General features: G+C 72.0%; 21 protein-coding genes and 1 pseudogene. 15 read left to right on the top strand and 7 right to left on the bottom strand.

Annotated features, from left to right (window positions below; all coding sequences use genetic code 11):
- Positions 1–38: 38 nt before the first annotated feature.
- Genes GXP76_RS06550 through GXP76_RS06515 form a run of 8 tightly spaced genes read left to right on the top strand, consistent with a single transcriptional unit; the run spans position 39 to position 10,847 of the window.
- Entirely contained in the window at positions 39–803 is a 765-nt protein-coding gene (locus GXP76_RS06550; protein ID WP_242570466.1) for an SDR family NAD(P)-dependent oxidoreductase, read from the top strand.
- On the top strand, positions 791–2,578 hold the full coding sequence (locus GXP76_RS06545; protein WP_242570465.1) for a heparinase II/III family protein: 1,788 nt from the start codon (positions 791–793) through the stop codon (positions 2,576–2,578). Before GXP76_RS06550 ends, GXP76_RS06545 begins: the two co-directional genes overlap by 13 nt.
- Before the next feature lie 3 nt (positions 2,579–2,581).
- Positions 2,582–4,567 carry a hypothetical protein gene (locus tag GXP76_RS06540; protein ID WP_242570464.1) on the top strand — a complete coding sequence of 662 codons (1,986 nt, stop codon included), beginning with the start codon at positions 2,582–2,584 and terminating at the stop codon, positions 4,565–4,567.
- A 3-nt stretch (positions 4,568–4,570) separates the two neighbouring features.
- Entirely contained in the window at positions 4,571–5,173 is a 603-nt protein-coding gene (locus GXP76_RS06535; RefSeq protein ID WP_242570463.1) for a DUF624 domain-containing protein, read from the top strand.
- Complete coding sequence (locus GXP76_RS06530) at positions 5,170–6,249, top strand: right-handed parallel beta-helix repeat-containing protein (RefSeq protein WP_242570462.1); 1,080 nt, start codon at positions 5,170–5,172, stop codon at positions 6,247–6,249. The genes GXP76_RS06535 and GXP76_RS06530 overlap by 4 nt, the downstream gene beginning before the upstream one ends.
- Complete coding sequence (locus GXP76_RS06525) at positions 6,237–7,412, top strand: SGNH/GDSL hydrolase family protein (RefSeq protein WP_242570461.1); 1,176 nt, start codon at positions 6,237–6,239, stop codon at positions 7,410–7,412. Before GXP76_RS06530 ends, GXP76_RS06525 begins: the two co-directional genes overlap by 13 nt.
- An 11-nt stretch (positions 7,413–7,423) precedes the next feature.
- Entirely contained in the window at positions 7,424–9,868 is a 2,445-nt protein-coding gene (locus GXP76_RS06520; protein ID WP_242570460.1) for a polysaccharide lyase 8 family protein, read from the top strand.
- A gap of 4 nt (positions 9,869–9,872) precedes the next feature.
- Positions 9,873–10,847, top strand: coding sequence for an acetylxylan esterase (locus GXP76_RS06515; RefSeq protein ID WP_277993051.1), 975 nt, complete (start codon positions 9,873–9,875; stop codon positions 10,845–10,847).
- 68 nt (positions 10,848–10,915) lie between these two features.
- On the opposite strand, the gene GXP76_RS06510 is transcribed toward GXP76_RS06515, so the two are convergent.
- The 3 genes and pseudogenes from GXP76_RS06510 to GXP76_RS06500 all read right to left on the bottom strand — a co-directional run bounded on the left by GXP76_RS06510 (position 10,916) and on the right by GXP76_RS06500 (position 12,123).
- Positions 10,916–11,257, bottom strand: a complete 342-nt coding sequence (locus GXP76_RS06510) for a DUF6233 domain-containing protein (RefSeq protein ID WP_242570459.1) — start codon at positions 11,255–11,257, stop codon at positions 10,916–10,918.
- A 62-nt stretch (positions 11,258–11,319) separates the two neighbouring features.
- Entirely contained in the window at positions 11,320–11,547 is a 228-nt protein-coding gene (locus tag GXP76_RS06505) for a DUF6480 family protein (protein ID WP_242570458.1), read from the bottom strand.
- Between the two features lie 37 nt (positions 11,548–11,584).
- A pseudogene (locus GXP76_RS06500) lies at positions 11,585–12,123 on the bottom strand (N-acyl homoserine lactonase family protein).
- 154 nt (positions 12,124–12,277) lie between these two features.
- Here GXP76_RS06500 and GXP76_RS06495 point away from each other — a divergent pair.
- Entirely contained in the window at positions 12,278–12,787 is a 510-nt protein-coding gene (locus GXP76_RS06495; protein ID WP_242570457.1) for a hypothetical protein, read from the top strand.
- Between the two features lie 158 nt (positions 12,788–12,945).
- The gene (locus GXP76_RS06490; protein WP_242570456.1) at positions 12,946–13,695 is read left to right on the top strand and encodes an SDR family NAD(P)-dependent oxidoreductase; all 750 of its coding nucleotides are present in this window, start codon (positions 12,946–12,948) and stop codon (positions 13,693–13,695) included.
- 60 nt (positions 13,696–13,755) lie between these two features.
- On the opposite strand, the gene GXP76_RS06485 is transcribed toward GXP76_RS06490, so the two are convergent.
- The gene (locus GXP76_RS06485; protein ID WP_242570455.1) at positions 13,756–14,661 is read right to left on the bottom strand and encodes an AraC family transcriptional regulator; all 906 of its coding nucleotides are present in this window, start codon (positions 14,659–14,661) and stop codon (positions 13,756–13,758) included.
- 144 nt (positions 14,662–14,805) lie between these two features.
- Here GXP76_RS06485 and GXP76_RS06480 point away from each other — a divergent pair, with 144 nt between their 5' ends.
- From GXP76_RS06480 to GXP76_RS06460, 5 genes are all read left to right on the top strand, one after another.
- On the top strand, positions 14,806–15,123 hold the full coding sequence (locus GXP76_RS06480; RefSeq protein WP_242570454.1) for a putative quinol monooxygenase: 318 nt from the start codon (positions 14,806–14,808) through the stop codon (positions 15,121–15,123).
- Between the two features lie 103 nt (positions 15,124–15,226).
- Positions 15,227–16,237 carry an alpha/beta hydrolase gene (locus tag GXP76_RS06475; RefSeq protein WP_242570453.1) on the top strand — a complete coding sequence of 337 codons (1,011 nt, stop codon included), beginning with the start codon at positions 15,227–15,229 and terminating at the stop codon, positions 16,235–16,237.
- 137 nt (positions 16,238–16,374) lie between these two features.
- Positions 16,375–17,805, top strand: a complete 1,431-nt coding sequence (gene mptB / locus GXP76_RS06470) for a polyprenol phosphomannose-dependent alpha 1,6 mannosyltransferase MptB (RefSeq protein ID WP_277993053.1) — start codon at positions 16,375–16,377, stop codon at positions 17,803–17,805.
- The gene (locus GXP76_RS06465; protein WP_242570451.1) at positions 17,802–19,142 is read left to right on the top strand and encodes a glycosyltransferase 87 family protein; all 1,341 of its coding nucleotides are present in this window, start codon (positions 17,802–17,804) and stop codon (positions 19,140–19,142) included. Before mptB ends, GXP76_RS06465 begins: the two co-directional genes overlap by 4 nt.
- Before the next feature lie 207 nt (positions 19,143–19,349).
- Positions 19,350–19,550, top strand: coding sequence for a DUF1918 domain-containing protein (locus GXP76_RS06460; protein WP_242570450.1), 201 nt, complete (start codon positions 19,350–19,352; stop codon positions 19,548–19,550).
- 68 nt (positions 19,551–19,618) lie between these two features.
- Here GXP76_RS06460 and GXP76_RS06455 read toward each other — a convergent pair whose 3' ends face one another.
- The 3 genes from GXP76_RS06455 to GXP76_RS06445 all read right to left on the bottom strand — a co-directional run bounded on the left by GXP76_RS06455 (position 19,619) and on the right by GXP76_RS06445 (position 25,217).
- Positions 19,619–21,325, bottom strand: a complete 1,707-nt coding sequence (locus GXP76_RS06455; protein WP_242570449.1) for a glycoside hydrolase family 6 protein — start codon at positions 21,323–21,325, stop codon at positions 19,619–19,621.
- 365 nt (positions 21,326–21,690) lie between these two features.
- Positions 21,691–23,733, bottom strand: a complete 2,043-nt coding sequence (locus tag GXP76_RS06450) for a beta-galactosidase (protein ID WP_242570448.1) — start codon at positions 23,731–23,733, stop codon at positions 21,691–21,693.
- Between the two features lie 143 nt (positions 23,734–23,876).
- Positions 23,877–25,217 (bottom strand): ABC transporter substrate-binding protein, encoded by a 1,341-nt coding sequence (locus GXP76_RS06445; protein ID WP_242570447.1) that lies wholly within the window; start codon positions 25,215–25,217, stop codon positions 23,877–23,879.
- Between the last annotated feature and the right edge of the window lie 106 nt (positions 25,218–25,323).

Below are 25,323 nucleotides of genomic sequence, written 5' to 3'. Positions count from 1 at the left end.
CGGCCCCTCGCGGGCCGGTGACCGAAAGGGCTTCACCCATGTCTGCTGATCTCAACGGTTCCCGCGCACTGGTGACGGGAGCGGGCCACGGCATCGGCCGCGCCATCGCCGTCGCCCTGGCGGAGGCCGGCGCCGATGTCGCCGTCCACTACCACTCCTCCGCCGACGAGGCCGCGAGAACGGTCTCCGAAATCGAGGCCCTGGGCCGCAGGGCCAAGGCGTTCAAGGCCGACGCGACCGTGAGCGGCGAGGTGGACGCGCTGGTCGAGGAGGCCACCGGTTTCCTCGGCGGTCTGGACGTCCTCGTCTGCAACGCGGGTCATCTGATCGGCCGTGAGGAGATCGCGACCATGTCGGACGACCACTTCGACCGGGTCGTCTCCGTCAATCTGACCTCGACGTTCCGTACGGTACGAGCCGCCCTGCCGCATCTGAGGCGGTCCCCGGCCGGGCGCGTCATCACCATGTCGTCGCTCGCCGCGCACAACGGCGGCGGCCCCGGCTCGGTCGCCTACGCGGCCGCCAAGGCCGGTGTCCGCGGCTTCACCAAGGGCCTGGCGAAGGAACTCGCGGGCACGGGAATCACGGTCAACACCGTGGCGCCCGGCTTCATCAAGGGCACCGCCTTCCACGACACGTTCACCGCTCCCCAGGCCCAGCAGGCGATGGAGTCGGGCATCCCGGTCGGCCGGGCCGGCACACCGCGCGACGTCGCGCACGCGGTCGTCCATCTGGCGTCGCCCGCCTCGGGCTTCCTGACCGCCACCACCGTGGACATCGACGGTGGCGTGTGGCCGCGTTGAGGCGGATCGCCCGGCAGCGGGGCGGCTGGTGGCACGCGTACGTCTGCCCGGCCCACGGGGTGGAACTCGACCACGGTGACCTCCTCGGCGGAGTCTTCCCCGACGGCGGTGCGCGCTGCGCGCTGGGCTGCCGGGTGGACACGGAGGCGGTGCGCGGCGCCTGGCTGGTGCTGTCGCACCAGGCGTGGGCACGGCATCTGCGGGTGCTCGCGTACCGCGGTGAGCGGACGGAGGCGGTGGCACGGATCGTCGAGTACGGCGCCGTGTACGCCGCTCTGGCCACGGAGCGGCACGGTGAGGCGCAGACCTGGATGCTGCGCGGCCGGCTCTTCCACCAGGCGCTGACCGACGCCATCTGGGCCGTCAACATCGGGCACGCGGTGAGCACGCTCGCCGGGACGGGCACCGGGGACCTGGCGCCTGTCCTGCCGCTGCTCGACGACCTGGAGCGGGCGGCGCTCGACGCCCGCGACGTACTGACGGGCCAGGGACACCTCTCCTCCAACTACACCGCGTGGCTGAACGCGGCGGGCGTCGCCACGAGCCGGGCCGCCGCCGCCGTGCGCGGGCGGGAGTGGGACGGTGCGAAGCGGTGGCTGGAGGGCGACCACGGTCTGTACTCCCATCTGCGGGTGGCGGTCGCCGAGGACGGCTGGGAGTGGGAGGGCAGCACCTACTACCACGGGTTCGTGCTGCGGGCGGCTCTGCTGGCACTGCGTTCCACCGACCCGGCGGCGATCCCGTCCGACGTGGTGGGTGTGCTGGCCGGGATGACGGACGCCCTGGCGGCGATCGCCACGGACGGCGGCATCCTTCCCGCGCTGCACGACGGACCGTACCTGCGCCGCCCGCTGGCCCTGGAGTGGCTCGAACTGGTCGCACTCGCCCAGCAGTTGGTGCCCTCGGAGGCACTGGAGGCGGTGGCGGCACGGGCCCGGGCCGAGCTCGGCGAGCACGACGACGGGCTGGACCGGGAGCTGGGCGGCTGGTTCACCGGGCCGCCGCTCCCCCGCCGGGCGGCACCCGGCCGGGTCACCGTCTTCCCGTCGGCGGGTTACTCGGTGGTGCGTGCGGAGGGCATCCACGCGCTGCTGGACTTCGGCCCGCACGGCGGCTCGCACGGGCACCGCGACAAACTGTCGCTGTATCTGTACGGGGCCACCACCCCGTGGCAGCCGGACCCCGGTCAAGTGCCCTACGCGCACGCCGAGTTCCGTGATCTGTACACATCGACCGAGGCGCATCCGGCGTTCCGGGTGGACGGCGCCGAGCAGGCGGAGTGCACCGGCACGCTGCTGGATTCGGACGCCGTCTCGGTCACCGCCGAGGTCACCACCGCGTACGAAGGGGTGCGCGCGGTGCGGCGGGTGGCGGTCGGCGACTGCTACCTGGTGGATCTGCTGACGGTGACGGGCCGGGAGGCTCGCCGGGTCACCGCCCAGCTGCGCCCGGGGACGGCACTGGACATCCAGTTGCAGGCCGACGGCCCCGTACGCACCACCTGGTACGGCGACGAGACCCTGCACGGCTGGCACACCCACACCCCTGGCGTCCCGGTCCGGCCGGTGACCCGGCCGGGCCCCGGCACCGCCGACGATCCGCAGCGTATGCGCACCCGGGTCGACCTCACCTGCGAGGCGGAGCGCGTCACCTTCGCCTCGGTGTACCAGGCGGCCTCCGCGGGCCCGGCGGTGGCCGATGTCCGGCTCGACGGCGAGGAGCTGACGGTGGTTCTGACGGACGGCTCCACGGCGCGCCACCGGACGGAGGGCTGAACGTTGCTGCTCTCCGCCACGCCGCCGCCGGGCCCGCGCCCCGCGCAGGAGGTCCGGCTGCGGGAGGAGGCCGTGCGCCACCGCGACCTGACCCCGCCCCGCACCCACCCCTCGGCCAGCATCACCTGGCTGGGTCCCGCCGCCTCCAACCCGGCGCTGGCGTACCGCGTCACCGGCGAACGCGCGCATCTGGACGAGAGCCGGCGCTGGATCGAAGCGGCGGTGCGGCTGCCGCACTGGGGCCGGGCCCATATGCCGGACCACGACCTGGACGCGGGCTGGCTGCTGCACCATCTGTCGCTCGCCCACCGGTGGGTCGGCGACGAACTGCCGGACGGCGTACGCGCGCTGCTGCGGGACAAGCTGGCCCTCCAGGGCCGCCGGATGTACGAGTTCGCGGTCGCGAGCGAGGGCCGCTGGTGGTCCTCGTCGTACTGGCAGAACCACAACTGGATCTGCTACGCGGGCCTGGCGACCGCCGGCTATGTGCTGGGCGAGGAGGAGTGGACCGGGCGCGCCAGGGACAACCTCGGCACGGTACTGGACCTGATGCCGGCCGACGGTTCCCATGCCGAGGGCGTCGTGTACTGGCGCTACGGGGTGCCGTTCCTGGCGATCCACCTGGACCTGCTGCAGGAGGCGGAGGGCATCGACTGGTGGGAGCGCGGCGGATTCCTCGCCAGCACCTTCCGCTACCGGCTCCACCAGACGGCGCCCGGTTTCGCGTTCAACGTCGACCACGGCGACTGCCACGACCGGCGCAGCGGCCACAGCGCCGGGCTGTACTACCGGCTCGCCGCCCGGTACGGCATCCCGGAGGCCCAGTGGATGGGCGATCTGGCGTCGGGCGAACTGCTGCGGCAGGAGGCGGCGGAGAGCGGGGTGCGGCCGGGAATCCTGCCGGAGGCCTATCTGGAGTACCTCTGGTACGACCCGTCCGTCCCGGCCGTCCGGCCCACCGAGACCCGTGCGTACTTCCCCGATCTCGGGCTGCTCGCGGCCCGTACGGGGTGGGACGACGACGCCACGCTGGTGTCGTTCAAGGCGAGTCCGGGTGGCGGTCACACCGCGTGGGAGACCTCGGCCCGGCACCGGGCCGAGCGGGGCTGGGAGACCCTGAACCAGGGTCACCACCACCCGGACTCGGGGTCGTTCGTGCTGATCTCGCAGGGGGAGTTCCTCGCCGTGGACGAGGGCTACAGCAACCGCAAGCGGGCGGCGCACCACAATCTGCTGCTGGTGGACGGACAGGGGTACGCGGACGAGGACCGCTACCACGTCTACCGGGACATTCCGTACGAGCGGCAGGCCCGGCAGCGCGATGTGCTGGTGGACACCGAGACCGGCTGGGCGCACGCCACGGCGGAGATCGCCGCGATGTACGACCCGGCGCTGGGCGTCCGGCGTCTTGACCGGACGCTGGTGTTCACGCCGTCGGGGCGCCTGGTGCTGCTCGACCTGGCGGAGGCGGAGGCCGAGCGGGAGTGGACGTTCCTGCTCCAGACCGACCACCCGACGCGGCCGCTGCCGGACGGCGGCCGGCTGATCAGGTCGGGCGCGGCCACCGCCCTCGTACGGCGGTTCGCACCTCGGGACGTCTCGGTCACCTGCGAGGTCACCGAGGTCGAGGCCAATCCGACGTCCAGTACGCCGGACCTGCGTCTCACGCGGACGCTCCACACACTGCGTGCGACCACCCCCCGGTCGTCGGACGGTCTGTTCCTCACCTCCATCACGCCGGGGGGAGCGCCGTCCGGTGAACGGATCGCGTGCGCGGAGGGGTACGGCGTCAGGTATCCGGAGGCCGGGGAGAGCGTCCTGCTCTCCCCCGTCGCCCGGCGGATCCGAGACTCCGGGGTGAGCGCCGACGCCGCCGCCCTGCTGACCTCCGCCGAGGCCGCGCCGTACGTCGTGCGGTGCACGCGCCTGGAGCTGGACGGGCGTGTGCTCCTCGATGTGACGGAGCCTTACACAGGGAAGGTCGGCTGAATCATGCAGGCAACCCTCTCGTCCGGCTGGCCGACGCTGCTTCGGCGTCTGGAGTTCATCGCCTACCCGGCAGCCGCCGGGGCCGCGTGCGCCGTGCTGTCGCTGGGTGTCGTGACCTGGCTGCCCGCGCTCGCGGCGATGGCGCACGCGCTGCAGCGGTGGCGTGCGGAAGGGGACAACCGCGTGTTCGCCAACGCGTTCGCCGCGTTCCCCCGTTACTGGCGCGCGCTGTGGCGGCACGGGCTGGCGTCGACGGCGGCCGCGGTCGTCCTCGGCGCGAACATCGTGTACCTGCTGTCCCGTCCGGAGCCGTGGACCTTCGTCGTGCTCGCCGCGCAGGTGGGCATCGCCGCCGCGCTCGTCGTCCATCACATCGCACTCGCCGCCGAGGCCGGCCGGACACCGGGCGGCTCGGTCCGCACCTGGTCGACCGGGGCGCTGGCGCTCGGCTTCGGGTCTGTCGCCCGGGGCACCGCACTGCTCGGCGCGGTGATCTCCGCCGTGCTGCTCTCGCTCGTCGTACCGCTGGGGCCGCTGCTGCTGGGCCCCAGCATCCCCGTACTGCTCGCTCTGTCCTTCGCCGATCCCAGGAGGCACATCTCATGAGCCACGCACTGCGCACCACCCTGGCCGCCGCGCTCGCCGCGGGCGGTTCGCTTCTTCTGCCGGCGCCCTCCGTCGCCGCCGAGGCGGCGACGTCGTACTACGTCGCGCCGTCCGGCAGCGACTCCAACGCGGGTACGTCGGCGGGGTCGCCGCTCGCCACGATCCAGAAGGCCCTCGACCTCGCCCCCACGGGCGCGGTCGTGAACCTCGCGGCCGGCACCTACCGGCAGGACGTGGTGACGGCGCGCCCCGGCGTCACCCTGACGGGCCCGTCGAACGCCGTGGTGAAGGGGGCGGGCGACAGCAGGATCATCCAGGTGCGGCACGACTCCACGACGCTGAGCGGCTTCACCGTGGACGGGCTGCACGGCTCGTCCAACGACGTGGCGGGCTACCGCCTGAAGCTCATATATGTCATGAGCACGACTCCCGGTAACGGGGTCGGCGGCCTGCGGATCACCGGAATGACACTCAAGAACGCCGCCGACGAATGCGTGCGGCTGCGCTATCTGGTCACCGGCGCGGAGGTGGACGGCAACACCATCACCAACTGCGGCGTCGCCGACTTCACGTTCGGCGGCGGGGGCAAGAACGGCGAGGGCATCTACCTCGGTACGGCGCCCGAGCAGCAGGGCGCGAACGGCGCCCCGGACGCCGCGGCGGACATCAGCAGGAACAACCGCATCCACCACAACACCATCGACACGCAGGGCAACGAGTGTGTCGACGTGAAGGAGAACTCGACCAACAACTACGTCGAGTACAACGACTGCAGCGGCCAGAAGGACGCCTCGTCCGGCGGTCTCGACGCACGCGGCAGCGGCAACATCTTCCGCTACAACACCGTGCACGGAAACGTCGGTGCCGGTGTCCGGCTCGGTGGTGACACCGCGACCGACGGCACCGGCACGAGCGTGTACGGCAACACGATCACCGGCAACGCGGGCGGCGGCATCAAGTTCATGCGCACCCCGCAGGGCCCCGTGTGCGCCAACACCATGAGCGGCAACACCGGCGGCAACGCGGTCGGCACCTACGCGGGCGAGTACGCGCCGACCGCCGCGTGCCCGAAGTGACCGGCCGGGGGCCCGCGAGACGCGGGCTGCTGACGGCGGCGGCCGCGGGAGTGGGCGCGGTCGCGGTCGCCGCACCCGGAGCCCGGGCCGAGGCGACACCCCGCAAAGGTGACGGCGGCGGGGCCGGCAGGTCGCGCTGGGCCACGTCCTGGGCGACGGCACAGACCGCGCCGACCGAGAGCGACACCGTGGCGGCCCGCGGCCTGACCGACGGTGTGTTCACCGCTGTCCTGCGGCTGTCGGCCGGTGGGCAGGTGCGGCTGCGGTACGGCAACGCATTCGGCGCCGTACCCGTCCTGATCGGTCCGGTGACGGCGGGCGGGCGTCCGGTGACGTTCGGCGGGAAACGGCAGGAGTGGCTGGCCGCAGGGGCTTCCCTGACCAGTGATCCGGTCGACGGACTGCGTGTTCCGGCGGCGTCGCGGCTGACGGTGGAGACCCGGCTGCCGGGCCCCACCGGTCCCTTGTCCTTCCACCGCAACACCCATGCCTCGCACACCGTCGACGGGGTGCGCACCACGTCGGTGTTCCTGCTGACCGGCGTCGAGGTGACCGGCGCCCACGGCCCGGTCGTCGCCGTGCTCGGCGACTCCGTCGCGGAGGGCGTCGGCACACCCGACGACGCGGACCTGCGCTGGCCGGACCAACTGGCCCGGCGGCTGCCCGGATCGGCCGTCGCCAACCTCGGCGTCAGCGGCAACCGGCTCCTGCTGGACGACGCCCGCTTCGGCCCCGGCGGGCAGGCGCGGTTCGACCGCGACGTCCTGGCGCTGCCAGGGCTGCGCACCGTACTCGTCCATCTCGGCATCAACGACCTGCAGCAGCCGCCCGCCCAGACGGACCCCGCCCGCGTACTGGCCGGCTACCGCCAACTGGTGCTGCGTGCGCGGAACGCGGGACTGCGGACCGTCGGCTCGACCATCACCCCGTTCGAGGGGTGGATCCGCTGGACGCCGGAGCAGGACGCGGTCCGGCAGCGGATCAACCGCGCCGTGCGCACCGGCCGGCTGTTCGACGCCGTCGCCGACTTCGACGGCGCGCTGCGCGATCCCGCACGGCCGTCGCGACTGCAGCCCGCGTTCGACAGCGGCGACGGCCTGCACCCCAATCCCTCCGGTCACGCCGCGCTCGCCGCGGCCGTCGACCGCCGACACCTCCTGTGAGGGCCCCACACATGAACCCAGGCACCGACAGAGGCACCGACCGCCGCACCGTCCTGGCCGGAGCGGCGGCGCTCGGCGCGGCCGTCACCCTGCCCCTGAGCCTTACCCCCGGGACCGCGCACGCGGCGGCGGGCCACGCGACGGCCGAAGACGCGGCAGCCGGGGACGCTGCCGCACTCCGCGCCCGCTGGCACACCCTGCTCACCGGCGGCGCCGGTCTCGACCTGACGGACGAGCGGATCGCGGCGGCCGTCGCCCGCACCGGCCGGGCCGCGACCACGGCCGCGACGGGCCTGGACCCGTCCCGTACCGACGGCCTGTTCGCCGACCTGACCAGCGGCACGCTCTCCAACCACGTCACCACGTCGTTCAAGCGCCTCGCCACCATCGCCACCGCGTGGGCGGTGCCCGGCACCCCGCAGTACGGGGACGCGGCCCTCGCGGAGCTGCTGCTCGCGGGTGTCGACTGGATGCTGACACACCGTTACGGCCCCGAGCACACCCGATTCGACAACGACTGGGACTGGGAGATCGGATCGGCGCTCGCGCTCAATGACACGTCCGTGCTGCTGTACGACGTGCTCGGCACGGAGCGGCTCGCCCGGATCACCACGGCCGTACGGCACTACACACCCGATCCGAACCTGTGGCGGGCGGACCGGCAGATCGCGACCGGGGCGAACCGGGTGTGGATCTCCACGGTGGTGGCGGTCAACGCCGTCCTGCGGGCCGACGGGGACGATCTCGTCCGGGTGCGTGACGCTCTTTCGGACGTCGAGGGTTCGGGCGCCAACAGTGTCCTGGCCTTCAACGACCGCGCGGACGGCTCGGCGGGCACCGGTGAGGGGTTCTACTCCGACGGCTCGTTCCTCCAGCACTACAGGCACCCGTACAACGGCGGTTACGGCAAGGAGCTGCTCAACAACCTCTCCCGGCTGCTGAACCTGCTCGCGGGCACCGAGTGGGCGGTCACCGACCCCGAACTCGACAACGTCCGCGCCTGGGTCGACGAGGGTTTCGACCCGCTGATGGCCCGGGGAGACGTGATGGCCTCGGTGTGCGGCCGTGAGATCGCGCGCCCCAGCAAGCAGGGGCACGCCTCGGCGCAGACGGTCGTCGAGGCGGTGGTGCGGCTGATCCCGAGCTTCCCGGGCGACACGGCCGACCGGTTCACCGCGCTGGTCAAGCAGTGGATCGCCGAGGACACCTACCGGGACTTCCTCGCCGTCACCGACCTCGCCTCGCTCGTCGCCGCCCGCCGTGTCCTCGACTCGCCCGTCCCCGCGCGCGGCCCGCTGGTCGCCCACAAGCAGCACCCCCGGATGGACAAGGCGGCGCACCACAGGCCGTCGTTCGCGCTCGGCATCTCGGCGTACTCCAGCCGGATCTACAACTACGAGTCGATCCAGAACGAGAATCTGCACGGCTGGCATCTCTCCGACGGGATGGTGCTGCTGTACACCGACGACCTCGGGCACTACAGCGAGGACTACTGGCCCACCGTCGACGCCGCCAGACTGCCCGGCACCACGGTCGTCGCGGGCAGGCCGGCGGACGCGGCGGGGCAGCGCACGACGAGCACGGCCGACTGGGCGGGCGGCACCGCGCTGCCGGGGACGACCCTCGGCGCGTACGGCATGGAGCTTCGCGCGTACGGAAGTTCGCTGCACGGCCTCAAGAGCTGGTTCTGTCTGGACGACGTGATCGCCTGCGTCGGCTCCGGCATCACGGCGGACGCGGGGCCGGTCGAGACCGTCGTGGAGAACCGCAAGCTGCGCGACCCGCGCGCCGCGCTCCTCGTCGACGGAAAGGCCGCCCCGACCGGCGCCGGCTGGTCGGCGCGGCTGGAGGGGGCGCGGTGGCTGCACGCCGAGGGGACCGGCGGCTACGTCTTCCCGAAGCCCACCACACTGCGCGCCCTGCGTGAGGAGCGCACCGCGACCTGGCGGGAGATCAACCTCAAGTACGGCACGAACACCCCCGTGACCCGCCCCTATCTGACGCTGTGGCAGGACCACGGGGCCGCTCCGGACGGCGCGGGCTACTTCTGGATCCAGGCACCGGCCGCGTCCGCAGCGCGCACCAGGCAGTGGGCGGCGGCGCCACCGGTGGAACTCGTCTGCGACTCGACGGCCGTACACGCCGTACGCCGCCGCGCCGACGGTCTGCTCGCCGCGAACTTCTGGACCGCGGGTGCGGCGCCGTCGCAGGAGCTCGCCGCGGACGGCCCCGTCTCGGTGCTGGTGCGGCCGGAGGGCCGGACCGTGACGGTGGCGCTCTCGGATCCGACGCAACTGCGGTCCTCGGTGGTCGTGGACCTCGCCCGGCGCGGTCTGTCGGTCGTCGCGGCGGACCCCGGCGTACGCGTCACCCCCACCGGGCGGGGCGTCCGGATCACCGCCGACACGGCGGATCTGCACGGCGCGACGCTCAGTCTCACCCTGAAGAGGAGCTAGAGCCTTGCTGTTCGACATGCCCCTGGAGCGGTTGCGCGAGTACCGCCCGCGGCCGGAGGAGCCGGCCGACTTCGACGCCTTCTGGGAGAAGACGCTCACCGAGACGGCCCGCCACGGACTGGACGTCACGTTCGCGCCGTACGACGCGGGATTCGCGACCGTGGACGTGTTCGACGTGACGTTCCGCGGCTGGGGCGGCCAGGCGGTCAGGGCCTGGCTGATGCTGCCGCGCGTCCGCTCGGGGCCGCTTCCGGCGGTGGTGCAGTACATCGGCTACAACGGCGGCCGTGGCATCCCGTACTCCTGGCTGACCTGGAGCGCGCTCGGCTACGCCCACCTCGTCATGGACAACCGGGGCCAGGGCGGCGGCGGCAAGAACACCTCGGACACTCCGGACTTCGGCCCGGACGGGCACGGCTCGTCCTCCCCGGGGTTCCTGACCCGGGGCATCGAGGATCCCGGCCGGCACTACTACCGGCGGCTGATCACCGACGCGGTGCGGGCCGTCGACGCGGCGAAGTCCCACGAGGCCGTGGACTCCTCCCGGGTAGCGGTCCTCGGGGGCAGCCAGGGCGGCGGTCTGGCCCTGGCCGTGGCGGGGCTGCGCGAGGACGTGGCGGCGGCGGTCGCCGATGTGCCGTTCCTGTGCCACTTCCGGCGCGCCTCGCAGATCACGGACGCGGGACCCTACGCGGAGATCGCCCGCTGGCTGTCCGGGCACCGCTTCCGGGTCGAGGAGGCGATGAACACGCTGTCGTACTTCGACGGGGTCAACTTCGCGGCGCGGGCCACCGCGCCCGCGTGGTTCTCGGTGGGTCTGATGGACCGGATCTGCCCGTCCTCGACGGTGTACGCGGCCTACCACGCCTACGCCGGCCCGGCGGAGATCGAGGTGTTCGCGTACAACGGCCACGAGGGAGGCGCCGAGTACGACCTGCCGCGCAAGCTCGCGGCGCTGCGTGGCGTGTTCGGTCGGTAGGGGCCGGGGGACGGGTTCCGGCCGGGCACGTCGAGACGTCGGCGTGCCCGGTCCCGGCGGGCGGGATCTCAGTCGAGCAGGCCGAGTTCCCTCTCCGGCCGGCACATGACGCAGGGCGGCACACCGCCACGCGTGAGTGCCTCGATCGCCTGATCCCGGCCGATGCCCTCCATGGCGGCCCCGGGCACCCAGCACTGCGAGGTGTGCACCATCGCCGGCCGCGCCGCCCGGCCGCCGACTCCGTACTGGAGGGCCCAGTCGGGAACGGCCGGCTTCGCCTGCCGCCGGACCCATTCGGCGGCACGCTGCTCCCAGACGGCGATCCACCGGTCGGTGCGCGCGAGGTCCCGGGCTTGAACACGGCGAAGGAATCGGAGCGCGCGCAGACGCTCCTCCGGTGAATCGGACACGTGTTCGAGTGTATGCGGCGGACAGCTGAGCTACGCGACACCCCCACCAGAGGGCCGGGGGCTCAGTCGTGCACGAACACCGCGTACCCCACCAGGCCGATGACCATCACCAGGACCAGTACGGCGATCGCGATCAGCGGGGCGGCACCCCACCCCTTCGGCGGATCATTTCGCGGACCGGCTTCGGACATGCTCCCCTCCGCCGGCGGCGTCTCACCCGGCGGCACTCCACCACCGCGCTCCAGGCCGGGGGTGTGGTCGGGATCAGGATCGGGGTTCGAGGGAGTCATGCACCCTGAGTGCCCTGTTCACGTACGGGATAATCCACTAGATATCGGGCACCACATCCTCCCTCTGACGGTCGGAGGAGGGTTCCCAGACCGAGCAGTCGTGCGCGAAGAGCACTCGTCGCGGATCGAAATCGGCAAGCCGCTCCAGCCAGTGCGCGTAGTCGGGAAGCGGCTGCTCCACTCCGTGCAGCGCGGCCTGGCGGGCCAGCTGGTCCGACGCGAACCGGGACGCGAAGTCGTGTGCCTGGCCGGCGAGGATCACGGTGCCGTCACCCTGCCGAAGGACCAGCGACTGATGCCCCGGGGTGTGCCCGGGTGGACGACCAGTGAGATGTCGCCGAGGCTGACGCCGACCGCTGACAGCGCCTCTCGCAGTGCTCGGCGTCGGGGCCGGTAGTGCGCCTCGGTCCCGGCGTCGGCGCTGCCGATGCCCGTGTCGAAGAGGATCAGTCCCTGTTCGTGCCGCACCAGATAGGCGAGCACGGGTTCGACTCGCGGCTGCGGGCCGCCCGTCTCCGAAGCCGGCCGGATGAAATACCCCAGGTCGAGTCGGCGCACTGCCGTGTTCTTCCCCATGGCAGCCATGATGACGGGCCGCGATGTGCCGTTCACCGGGTCCTGCCGACAGCGGAATCCGCGGAACGCGAGGACTTCCGTCGGCGCTGCTGTCAGTGGGATGCGATAAACAGGCTTCTGACAGTCCGGCGGGGTGACGACGAGGGGGCGGACCATGGCATTCGACGGAACGGCGGCGGGCACACCACCAGCGGTGAACGAGGCAGTCGACCTGACCGCTGGGCTGCCCGGCCGTACCGGCGCGGTCGGCGGTATCGAATCGCTCGTCCTCGACGGCCGCCGTCTCTTCTTCGGCTTCGACCACTCGTCCGACCAGGTGCTCTCACCGCTCATCGACGACGAGGGAGCCATGGCGCGGTTCGCCGCACAGCACATGCGCCAGCGCACGGGCGCCCACGACGAGCCCTACTGGGCGCAGTTGGTGCGATCCTCGGTCGACAGCTCGGACCTGGTGTGGCGCGACGAACAGCGCACCTTCACCACCGGCGCGCTGGAGACGGGGAACGCCGGCGCCGCGCACGGGCACCTGATGTATCTCCTCGACGCGGCCACGGTGTGGGAGGCGCACACACCCGACGACATGGGCGCCCGCTCCACCGTGGCCAACTGGTCCCTGCTGTTCGCCCCGTACACCCGAGGAACCGGGGGAACGGCGAACCGATGAGGAGCCGGGCGGGGACCGAGAGAGGATCGTGCACCTCGAAGCGACGATAATTCTACTGTCGCCGCAGGTCAGGGCGGTTCAATGGGATCACAAGTTCTTCAGTGGAGCGGGAAGGTGTCAGCCCGCCCCCTGGTTCCCACCGTCCCGAGGAGCACGGCATGAAGACGATCCTGATCACTGGTGCGTCGTCCGGATACGGGCGGGAGACCGCCCTTCACTTCCACGCGCAGGGGTGGAACGTCATCGCCACGATGCGCACGCCGCGCGCGGGTGTCCTGCCCGAGTCGGACCGGCTTCGCGTCGCCGGGCTCGATGTGACCGAGCCGGAGAGCGCCGCCGCCGTCGTCGAGGCGGCCGGGCCCGTCGACGTACTGGTCAACAACGCGGGCATCCCGTCGATCGGTGTGTTCGAGGGCACGCCCATGGCGCGGGTGCGGGAGGTCTTCGAGACCAACACGTTCGGTGTGATGGCGACGACCCAGGCGGTACTCCCCCAGTTCCGCGAGCGTGGTTCCGGCGTGGTGGTCAACGTGACCTCCAGTGTGGTACTGGGTCATATGCCGCTCTCGGCCGTCTACAAGGCGAGCAAGATGGCCGTCGAGGGGTTCACCGCCTCACTCGCGCTCGAACTCGCGCCGTTCGGTGTGCGGGCGAAGGCCGTCGAGCCCGGCGCCTGTCTGACGACGAACTTCGCCGCCCACGCGATGAACGGTGGCTCGCTGGACGAGCTGGTCCCGGCGGCCTATCTGTCGTGGGCGCAGAAGGCCATGGGCGACTTCACCGGTGGGGACCTGTTCACCAAGGAGAGCGACGTCGCCGAGACGGTGTGGCGGGCCGTGCACGACACGACCGGGCAGCTGCGCTTCCCCGCCGGTCCCGACGCGGTGCAGCTCGCCCAGGCGAAGTGACCGACCGGCGTGAGCTGACGGCCGACGACGGGGGCCGGTGACGGCTGATGGCTCGTCACGTCAGGGAAGGACCACCGCGGGGGCGGTCGCCGTGGTACGGAGGCGGGCCGCGTCCCGGCTGGGGGGTGTGCCGAACTGGCGGCGGTACTCCCGGCTGAACTGCGACGGGTTGTCGTAGCCGACGCGCTGTCCGACCCCGGTGATGTCGCCCGGGCGGGTCGCGAGGAGCAACCGGGCCTCCTGGAGCCGGATCTGCTTCTGGAACTGGATGGGGCTCATCGCGGTCACCGCCTGGAAGTTGCGGTAGAAGGCGGAGACGCTCATCCCGGAGAGCCGCGCCACGTCCTCGACGCGGAAGGGCTGCGCGTAGTGCTCGCGGATCCAGCGCACGGCCCGGGAGACATGGCTGAGGCTGCTGTCGGCGAGCCCGAACTGGCGGACGGCCGCGCCCTGTTCGCCGGTGATCAGACGCCAGAGGATCTCGCGCTTGATCAGCGGAGCCAGCACGGCCCGGTCCCGGGGCTCGTCCAGCAGGCGCAGCATCCGGACCACCGCGTCGAGCAGCGCGGGCGGAGTGTCGCTGACCGTGATCCCCGGCGGTGTGCCGCCGCCGGTACGGGGAGCGTCTCCGGGGCCGGCCTCCAGCAGCAGTTCGGCGACGGCCGAGGGTTCGAGCGTGAGACCGAATCCCAGCGCCGGGCGGCCGGGCTCGATCCGGGTGAACTCTCCGGTGACGGGCAGGTCGACCGACGCGACCAGGTACTGGCCGGCGCCGTACTCGTACACCGTGTCGCCGAGGGCGAGCCGTTTGGCGCCCTGGGCGATGACCGCCAGCACCGTGCCGGACATCGAGGGCGCCGGCGGGTCGGGCCGGTCGACCTTCGAGATGAGCACACCGTCGATGGCGGTGGTCCAGTCGGGCCGGGCGTGCCGGTCGAGCAAGGTGCGGAACTCGTCGGGATCCATGACCCGATTGCAACACACCACCCGACTTCCGGTCTTCCCCTGGAGAGGATCGTGCAAGTGCTCAGGAGCATCGTTCTACCGTCTCCGCAGGTCACAGCGTTTCAATGGAAACACCGAAGTCCACAGTCGAGAAAGAGGACAGTCATGAACGTCACCTACGGATTCAACGCCACCCTGACCGCCAGGCCGGGGATGGGTGATCAGCTCGTCGAGTTGCTGCTGACCGGCCTGGACGAGGGCAGTCCCGGCGCGAGCGAACACTGCGTCGTCTACCTCGTCTCCCGCTCCGCGTCCGACCCCGCCGTCGTCCATGTCACCGAGGGGTGGACGAGCGAGGAGGACCACCACCGCGCCTTCGCCGGTGAGGCCGCCCAGGCCATCGTCGCGCGGACCGGCGGGCTGCTGGCCGGGGAGCCCTCGTACACCGACTACGTCCCGGTCCGCGGCCGGGCGGCCTTCTGAGACCGGCCGGTCCTTCCCCGTTCCCGCCAGGCGGCACCGCATGCCGGCCGGGCCCCCTCCCCTCGCTGATCCCCGTTGCGTCGCCCGACGAAAGGTCTCCACCATGTCCGTCTCCCGGCCCGCCCTCGATCCCGAACTGCGCGCGCTGCTCGCCGATATGCCGCTGCGGTCGGAACTCGACGCCGAGGCGCTCGCGCGGATCCGCCCGTTCTCGACGATGCCCGTCGAGCCGCTGCTCGCCGGCCGCGCGATCGACCGGCGCGAGGTCACCGTGCCCGGCCCGGACGGCACGCCGATCGCCCTGTCGGTCCTCAGCCCCGCCGGAACCGGAAGCCCGGTCGGAACCGGAAGCCCGGTCGGCGCACCGTGCGTCTACTGGATACACGGCGGCGGGATGATCATGGGTGACCGCTTCTCGCAGATCGACATCCCGCTGGAGTGGCTCGACGAGCTCGGCGCTGTCGTGGTCACCGTGGACTACCGGCTCGCACCGGAGGCGACCGGCACGACCCCCGTCGACGACTGCTACCAAGGACTGCTCTGGACCGCCGGCCACGCCGCCGAACTGGGCATCGATCCCGCCCGGATCGTCGTCGCGGGGACGAGCGCCGGCGGCGGCCTCGCCGCCGGTGTCGCTCTGCTGGCCCGCGATCTCGGCGGCCCGGCGCTCGCCGCGCAGGTGCTGATCTGCCCCATGCTCGACCACCGCAACGTGACGGTCTCCAGCGGGCAGTACGCGGGCGAGCCCGGGGTGTGGACCCGCGAGATGAACGAGTTCGGCTGGCGATCGCTCCTCGGAGACATCGCGGACGGACAGGTGCCCGGCCATGTCTCACCGGCGGTGGCCGACGACGTCTCGAACCTGCCGACCGCCTATGTCGACGCGGGTTCGGCCGAGGTCTTCCGTGACGAGGACATCGCCTACGCCTCCAGGATCTGGGCGGCGGGCGGCCAGGCCGAACTGCACATCTGGGCGGGCGGCTTCCACGGATTCGACGCGCTGTACCCACAGGCGCACATCGCGGCCACGGCCCGCCGGACCCGGACCGAGTGGCTCACCCGGGTCCTGGCCCCGGTCCCCGCCGGTGGGGCCGTGGAGGCGGCGGTCTCCTGAGGCCGTACGGGTGCGCCCGGCGGGGGGACCGTGGGGGGTGAGCCACCCGCCGCCGCTGTGCCCGACACGTTCCGGACTCCCCCCGGCGCACCGCACGTTCCTTTCTCGCCATCGGCCGCAGGCACGCTCCCTTCGTGCTGACCCCGGGCGATGAATCGCATATACGCAGATGCCGGCTACTGGGGCTCACCGGTTCCGCGGCTGTGGCCGTCGGCGGCGCGGGTGCCGGTGCCCTGCCGGTCGGTGAGGCCCCGGCACCGTCGTCGGAAGCGGCGGCGGTGGGACTCTTCGGCGCCTACTTCGGGCTCGTGCTGCTCGTCGCGGCCTGGGCCTGGCTGGGCCGCGCCGTGCACGGACCCCGGCCGCCCGGTACGCGGGCCATGGTGGTCACGCTGGTGGTGTGGGCCGCACCGCTGGTGGCCGCCCCACCGCTGTTCAGCCGCGACGTGTACAGCTATCTGGCGCAGGGCGCGATGGTGGACGCCCGGATCGACGTGTACACCCATGGCCCGGACCGGCTCGGCGGTCCGCTCGCCGCGCAGGTCTCGCCCCTCTGGGGGGACACGCCGACCCCGTACGGTCCGCTGTTCCTGTCGTTCGCCTCGCTGATCGCGCGTGCCTCGGGGGCGGAGCTCTCGGCCGGGCTGCTCGGTATGCGGCTGGTCGCGCTGCTCGGTGTGGGCCTGATGGTGGTTTCGCTGGTGCTGCTCGCCCGCCGGGGTGGGACCGCTCCGGGCGCCGCGCTGTGGCTGGGGGCACTCAATCCGCTGCTCCTGCTGCATCTGGTGGCCGGCGCGCACAACGACGCCGTGATGCTGGGTCTGCTCGGCGTGGCGCTGGTGGCCGCGAGGGGCCGATTCCCTGTGCTGGGCGCTGTCCTGATGACCCTCGCCGCTCTGGTCAAGGCGCCTGCCGCGCTGGGTCTGTTGGCGGTCGTCGTGTTCTGGGCAGGCAGGCTCACCGGCCGCCACCGGTGGCTCGGAGCGACGGGCGCGACCGCCGGCGCCGCCCTGGTGACGACCGCCGCCGTGACCGCCCTCACCGGCACCGGGTACGGCTGGATCGGCGCCCTCAACACCCCGGTGTCCCCGCACAATTGGGCCCTCACCTCTCTCCTCGGCCGGATGACCACTTCCGCGCTGCACGGCGCGGGCAGCGACCTGGCGCCGTTCGCCCTGGACGCCTGGCGCGCGGTGGGCCTGGTGGCGACGGCCGTCGCCGTACTGCTGGTGTGGCTGCGCCGCCCCCGGCACAGCCCCGTGTACGCGCTGGGCCTCAGCCTGATCGCGGTCGCCGTCCTCGGCCCGGCGATCCGCCCCTGGTACGTGCTGTGGGGGCTGTTCCCGCTGGCGGTGGCGGCCCCGCCGGGACCGGCGCGCCGGGTGGTCGCCGTCGCCAGCGGGGTGCTCGCGCTGGCCCAGCTGCCGAGTGGAGTCGCCGCGGACGGCGCCCAGTTGGCGCTGGCGATGTGCGGCGCGGTGTTCGCGCTGGTCGCGCTCTGGTGGGCGCGCGAGATGTCGGGCGGCGAAGTGGCACTGACCGCGCGGGAACCGGGGCGGACGGCATGACGGGCCGGGGCACGGAGGCGAGCGGCGGGGAAGAGAGCGGCAGGACGCGGTGGTGGTCCGGTTCACGGCGCCGGGGACATCTGCTCCTGGGTGTGCTGTGCGCGGGCGTGACGGCTTTCGTCGCGACGGTCCCGTACCACCGCGACTGGTTCGACCTGTGGGTCTACTACGACGCGGTGCGCCACTGGACCGGCGCCGACGGCGGGCTGCGCGGCGCCGGGCTCTACGACTACCGGGTGCCGGGCGAGACGTACGGTTTCACCTACCCTCCGTTCGCGGCCCTGTGCGTGCTGCCGCTGTCGCTGCTCACCTGGCCCGTCGCGGTCACCGCGGGCGTCATGGCGAACCTCGGCGCCCTGGCACTGATCCTGCGCCGGCTCGCCGAACCGGTGATCCGCCGTCACGGACTGGACCGGTGGACCTCGTACGCCGTGATCCTGTGCCTGCTCGCCCTGCTGGAACCGGTCTACGACAGCGTCAGCTTCGGCCAGGTCAACCTCCTCCTGCTGGCTCTCGTCCTCACCGACGCCCGTCTGCTGGTCTCCGGCAGCCGGTGGGCGGGCATCGGCGTGGGACTCGCCGCGGCGGTCAAGCTCACCCCCGCGATCTTCGTCGGCCATCTCCTCGTCACCCGCCGGTGGCGTGCCGCCGGTACGGCCGCCGCCGTCGCCGTGGGCGCGACCCTGCTCGCCGTGTGGTGCGCACCGGGTGCCTCGCACGCGTACTGGACATCGGCCCTCTGGGACACCAGCCGCATCGGTGATCTGAGCTACGTCTCCAACCAGTCCTGGCAGGGCGTCCTCGCCCGGCTCTCCGCGCCGGCCGAACCGTCCCGGCTGTGGTGGGCCTTCGGCGTCGCCGCCGTCGTCGGCGCGTGGGCGTACCGGGTCGACAGGGCCAGGGCGGCGGGCGATGTGCGCGGCGGCATCGCGCTGACCGGCGCCGCCGCGTGCCTCGTCAGCCCGGTCACCTGGGTGCACCACCTCGTGTGGCTGCTCCCGGCGCTCGCCGTCCTCGCCGACCGGGCCCTCGAACCGCCGCGCCGTGGCCGCCCGTTGGCCGTGGCGGTCGCGGTGTACGTGATCCTGTGCAGCTACGTCGTGTGGCTGTGGCGGTACGACGCGGGCGGCATCGACGGCTTCATCGGCGGTAACGCGTTCGTCTGGACGGCGCTCGCACTGCTGCTGGCGCTCCCCCGCCGACGGCCGGACCCGGAGCAGCGCCGCCTCGACGGAGCCGATCCCGCCCGGAGTGGGCACGATCCCGGCGACGGTGCCGGCCGCCGGACAGGTGATCACGATGTCGACGGTGGGCACGGCGCGGCCGTCCTTCCATGACGGCCGAGGCGCGGGCGAGCCGCGCCCGCAACGGCCGGACGCGCACCGGTCACTTCGCGGACAGCGGTTCCTCGTGGCCGCGCGGCGTGAACGGGTGACTGCGTCCCGGCTGATCGTGTCTCAAGGCGTCGTTTCGCCGCTACGGGCGTGACGCCTGGTTAGGTCGATCGGGTCGGACCTGATCCCTCATTGAAAGGAACCGGTGAGATGCACGCCAGTAAGGGAGACCGCCTTGTGGTCCACGGTCGAGTCGTGGGCATGACCGATCAGGTGGTGGAGATCATTGAGGTCCTGGGCACGAACGGCACGCCCCCTTACCGCGTACGGGCGGAGAACGGGCACGAGACGATCATGTCCCCCGGCCCCGACTCCGTCGTGGAGCACCGGCGCGCCTCAGAGGAGGGCTGAGCTCCGTACGGCGGCGCGGCTCCGCGGGGGCGAGTCGAAGCGCTTCGACTCGCCCCCGCGGAGAGGTACTACAGCGCCGGGTGCGCGTTCTTCATGAGCTCCTGGAACTGGGCGGAGAACCAGTGTCCGGACAGGGGTGCTCCGGGCAGCGCCCCCGACATGTTGTTGTTGTTCCGGGGGTTGCCCTCGTACGTCGGGTCGCACATACGGTCGAAGCCCTTGCCTTCGTCGTTCGGGATCGCCGTGCTCGATCCGTCGGACTCGCCCGGCGGCTTCACCCACACGTAGGCGTCGATCCCCGCGGCGGGCGACGCCTGGGGCCGTTCGCCGAGGCCGGCGCCGGACTGGTTGCACCAGTTGCCGAGGTGGATGCGCCGGTCGTAGCGACCGCCGTCGACGTAGGCGTCCAGGCTCGTCCTCGGCCCGGGGGCCGCGGGCCGCGCGGTGCCGCCCCAGCCGTTGCGGGAGGTGTCGATCAGCATGCCGAGGTTGGTGTCGAAGCCGAGCGAGACGAGCTTGGCGCGCATGGCCTGGGCGTAGGAGAGTTCGTCGACGTAGCGGTTCCAGTCGACCCACTTGGACTGGCGGACGGAGACACCGTTGACGGAGTCGTCGATGGTGAAGTGGTTCTCCTTCAGAGCGCTGTAGTTGGCGGTGTTGACGATGAAGCCGTGGACGTCGCCGAGTGTGGCGCCCTCGGTGGTGGCGGCGGTCTTGAAGAGTTCCGCGGACGCGCCGAAGTTGTCGTCCCAGCCGAGCCAGCCGTGGTGGCCGGCGTCCACGTAGTTGTAGACGTTGGGCGCGTCGCCCAGCTTGTTCAGGGCGTAGCCGACGCCCTTCTGGTAGTTGCCGTTGGCCTTCATCGTGTCGCAGTTGGGGGTGGCGGTCGGGCGCGGGGTGGTGTTGGTGACGAGGTTGGGCAGGGAGTCGATCTCGACGGTCGTCACGATCCGCAGACCGGCGTACTTCTGATCGGCGAGGATCGCGGCGATCGGGTCGATGTACTGGGTCTTGTAGCGGCCGATCTCGGTCGCGCCGAGTTCCCCGTTGGAGGCGAGGGCGGCGCAGTCACGGCCGGGCAGGTTGTAGATGACGAGCTGGACGACGAGTTCACCGGAGCCCTTCTGCGTCAGCGCCTCGTCGAGGTGGTCGCGCAGGCCCATGGCACCGCCGACGCCCTCGATCGCGGCCGTGCGGTCGAGCCAGACTCCGGTGGGCTGGCCGGCGATGCGGCTGCCGCCGGGTTCGGCGGCGGCCTTGGCGGACCACTCGGGGTTCACGTAGACCTTGGCGCCGGCGTAGGGGTTGTTCACGCGGTCGCCGGGACCGGGCGGATCGGTGGGGTCGGGCGGGTCGACAGGGCCTGTGTTACAGGTGACGCCGTTCAGCTTGAACGTCGCCGGTGTCGCGTTGCTGCCGCTGTACGAGGCGTTGAACCCGAAGGAAGTCGAGGCGCCGGTGGCGAGCGTGCCGTTGTGGGCGACGTTCCTCGCGGTGACGCCGGCGCCGCTCTGGGCGATGTCGGCGTTCCAGCCCTGGGTGACGCGCTGGTTGCCGGCGAAGGACCAGGTGAGGTTCCAGCCGCTCACCGCGTCACCGGTGTTGGTGACCGTGACGCCGGAGGTGAAACCGGAGTCCCACTGGGTCTGCACGGTGTAGGCGACGGTGCAGCCCGCGGCGGCGGCCCCGTTGGGGGCCGCGCTGGCGCCGGTCGCTGTTCCGGTGGCGGCTGCTGTCAGGGCGGCGGCGGCCAGTAAGGCCGTACGAGATCTCATGGCTGAAGTCACTCTCCGTCCGGGGCGCGCCGATGGTCGCGGCGGCCCGATGCCGAATGCGGGTGGGGGTGCCGTCCAAGGAGCTGATCAGTCCGGGACATCTGGTGCGGAGCGCCGCATGGCGAAGCATCGCCCCACGGCGCGTCAAGCCTTGAATCAGTGGGAGCGCTCCCATAGTGGGTGCGGGTCATGGCCCGGTCAAGGTTCTTGAAGAGTCGAACTCATTCGACGGCACGGAGGGCCACGGCCTTCAGAGATCGACCGCAGACGCCCGTCGGCGGCGCGGTGGACCGTCCTGCCCGCCGGGGCAGAACGGTCCCGACCCGGTGACGGCGCCGTTCACATGCGGGTGCGGAGCGCGGGAGTCAGGGGTTGGGCTGTCGCAGTACGGCGACTTCCCTCGGCCCGAGGACGAGCACGCCGTCCGCGTCGGTCCGTCCCGTCAGGATCTCCCCGGTGACTCCGGTCAGCGGTACCGGCCCGTCGGTCCGGTTGACCAGGAACAGATAGCGGCTCCCGGCGTCGCGGCGTACCACCTGCTCGACGATTCCGCGCAGCGGCACGGGCAGTTCGCTCACCACGCCGGCGGTCGCGAGCAGCTCCGGCAGCAGACCGGCGAGGCCGTTCACGCCGAGCCTGGTGGAGACGTACGCGGCCGAGCCCCGGCCCGCCGTACGGCGGGTGACGGCGGGCCGGCCGGCGTACGCCCCGGTCCGGTAGCGGGCCAGTACCTCCGCCTCGGGGTCGGTGACGGTGATCCGGTCGGTCCACAGGGTGCCGGGGCCGGCGCCGTCCAGTGCGACGCTCTCGCCGTCGAGCAGCGGACCGAACTCCTCGATGCGGATGCCCAGCAGCTCGCGCAGTGCTCCGGGGTGGCCGCCGAGCCAGATGTGGTCGTTCTCGTCGACGACACCGGAGAAGTACGTGGTGACCAGGTGCCCTCCGTCGCCGACGTACCGTGTGAGCCGCCCGGCCAGCGCCGCGGGGACCACGTGCAGTACGGGCGCGATCAGGAGTCCGTACCGTTCGAGATCGGTTCCGGTGGTGACGACGTCGGCCCGTACGCCGAGGGCGAGCAGGGCGGAGTACCAGTCGAGCGCTTCCTGCCGGTAGTCGAGCCGGGACGTGGGATGCGAGTCCTGCTCGCCGGCCCACCAGGAGTCCCAGTCGAAGAGGATGCCGACCCGGGCCGGTTCACGCTCGGCGCCCGCGACCGGTGCCAGTGCCCGCAGGGTCTGTCCGAGGCGGGTGACCGCGCGGAAGACGTCGCTGTCGGGTCCGGCGTGCGGGACCATCGCGGAGTGGTACTTCTCGGCGCCGGCCGCCGACTGGCGCCACTGGAAGAAGGCCACGGCGTCGGCTCCGTGCGCGACGTGCAGCAGCGAGTCCCGGGCCAGCTCGCCCTCCCGCTTGGGGACGTTGACGGGCTGCCAGTTGACGGCGCTGGTGGAGTGCTCCATGAGGAACCACGGACGACCGCCGGCGATACCGCTGGTGAGGTTGGCCGAGAAGGACATCTCGTCCCGGTCCTGGGGGCCGGGGTGGGCGTAGTGGTCGTTGGAGACGAAGTCGATCTCGGCGGCCCAGTCGGGGTAGTTCATGCCCCTGGTCCCGCCCATCACCATGAAGTTGGTGGTGACGGGGACATCGGGGGTGATCTCCCGCAGGACGTCCCGTTCCGCGCGCAGGTGGTCCTTCAGCGCGTCGGACGAGAAGCGTTTGAAGTCCAGTTGCTGCGTGGGATTGGGGTGGGAGGCAGCCAGCCGGGGTGGCAGGATCTGTTCCCAGTCGCTGTAGCGCTGGGACCAGAACGCCGTGCCCCAGGCGTGGTTGAGCCCGTCGAGCGTGGTGTGGCGGGCGCGCAGCCAGTCGCGGAAGGCGCGGGCGGCGTCGTCCGAGTAGTCGTAGACGTTGTGGCAGCCCAGCTCGTTGGAGACGTGCCAGGCCACCAGGGCGGGGTGGTCCGCGTACCGCTCGGCCATCTTCCGCACCAGGGCGAGCGCGTGGGTGCGGAAGACGGGAGAGGTGGGGCGCCAGTGCTGGCGCGCGCCCGGCCACACCGTCTCGCCGGTGGCGGTCACCGGGAGGATCTCCGGGTGGGCCGTGGTGAGCCAGGGCGGCGGGGAGGCGGTGGCGGTGGCCAGGTCGACGGCGATGCCGCCCGCGTGCAGCAGGTCCATCACCTCGTCCAGCCAGCCGAAGTCCCAGTCGTCCCGGGCCGGCTGGAGCCGGGCCCAGGAGAAGATCCCCACGGAGACCAGGTTGACGCCGGCCTCGCGCATCAGCCGTACGTCCTCCTTCCACACCTCGCGAGGCCACTGCTCGGGGTTGTAGTCGGCGCCGTAGACGAGGCGCGGGGTTCGGTCACCGTCCGGCCCGTGCGGCCGGGACAGGAGGGTGGAGATCATGGCTGGTCCTTCCGGTGTGACGCGGGGGCTCACGGCCGTGCGGGCCGGGGCGGCGCGACGACGCGCACAGCGCGGGCCGCCCCGGCCCCTCGAACTGCTCGGGTGCTTACGCTGCTTGCGCTCGGCCGCTGGGGCCGCTCGGACTACTCGACGGTGGTGAAGCCCTGTTCCTTGCCGTACTTGACCGAGGCGTCCTGCCAGGACTTCAGGCCGGCGGCCAGCTCGGTGTCCGAGACGTACGCCTTGCCGACGGTGTCGTTGAAGATCGAGTTGGCGTACTGCTGGAAGGGCAGGTATGCCCAGTCGTCGGCGACATTGGCGGCGGAGTCGGCGAAGATCTCGTTGGCCTTCTGCCCGCCGAAGTACTCGAACTCGGTGTCGCGGAACTCGTCGGAGCGCAGCTCCGCCGTGGTCGCCGGGAAGGCTCCCTGCTCGACGCGGGTCGGCACGCCGTCACCGGCGTTCGCGTATTCGGCGAAGGCGTAGGCGAGTTCCTTGTTCTTGCCCAGCGCGGGCAGGGCCAGGGAGCTGCCGCCGTTCTCCGCGCTCGCCTTGTCACCCTCGGTCCAGGCAGGCATCGGTGCCGCGCGCCAGTCGCCCGCGGCCTTCGGCACGCCCGTGACGAAGTTGGCGGGCATCCAGGCGCCGGTGGCCAGCGTGGCGATGGTGCCGTCACCCAGGCCCTTGTACCAGTCGTCGGTCCAGCCGTTGACGGGCGCGAGGAGCTTCTCGTCGAGGAGTTGCTGCCAGGTGTCGGTGTACTTCTTGGCGCCCGCGTCGGAGAAGTCGACCTTCACCTTCGTGCCGTCGACGGTGTAGGGGCGCGAACCGGCCTGCCACAGCATGCTGGTGGCGAAGCCGGCGTCGCCCGCGTCGTTGGCGATGAAGACCTTCGGGTCGGCCTTGTGGAGTGCGCGGGCCGCGTCGACGTACTCGTCCCAGGTGGCCGGCACCGCGATCTCGTACTTGTCGAAGATCTTCTTGTTGTAGAACAGCGCCATGGGGCCGGAGTCCATCGGCAGGCCGTAGACCTTGTCCCCGTCGCTCACGGCGTTCCACGGGCCGGGCGTGTACTTGCCGGCCAGCTTGCCGGCGCCGAAGGGGGACAGCTCGGTGAGGCCCTTGGTGAGGGAGTACTGCCCCACCGCGAAGTACTCGACCTGCGCGACGTCGGGGACGCCCTTCTCGGCCGAGATGGCGTTCGACAGCGCGGTGTAGTGCTTGTCGCCGGACCGTTCACCGACGAGGTCGATCTTGACCTTGGGGTACTTCTCCTGGAAGTCGGCGGCGACCGTCTTCAGCGTGGGTTCCCAGGCCCAGACCGTGACCGTGCCGCCCTTCTTCAACGCCGCCTGGATGTCGTCGGCGGAGACCGGCTTCTGGTCGGAGCTGTCGCCGTCGGAGCCGCCGCAGGCGGTCGCGCCCAGGGCGAGGACGGAGAGGAGGGCGATGCCGCGCAGCAGGCGGCCGGTGGTTCGGCGCATGGAGGTGCTTCCACTTCTTCGTGGGCGGGACGGCGGGTTCTTCGCGGGCGGCACGGTCACGGTCTGGGCCTGGGAACCCACGCTGAAGACGGTCGCCGCCGACTTC

The sequence above is a fragment of the Streptomyces sp. NP-1717 genome, assembly GCF_022695985.1.
Taxonomy (GTDB): domain Bacteria; phylum Actinomycetota; class Actinomycetes; order Streptomycetales; family Streptomycetaceae; genus Streptomyces.
Note: the sequence above shows the minus strand (reverse complement) of the source record. Positions and strands in the feature narration are given on the sequence as shown.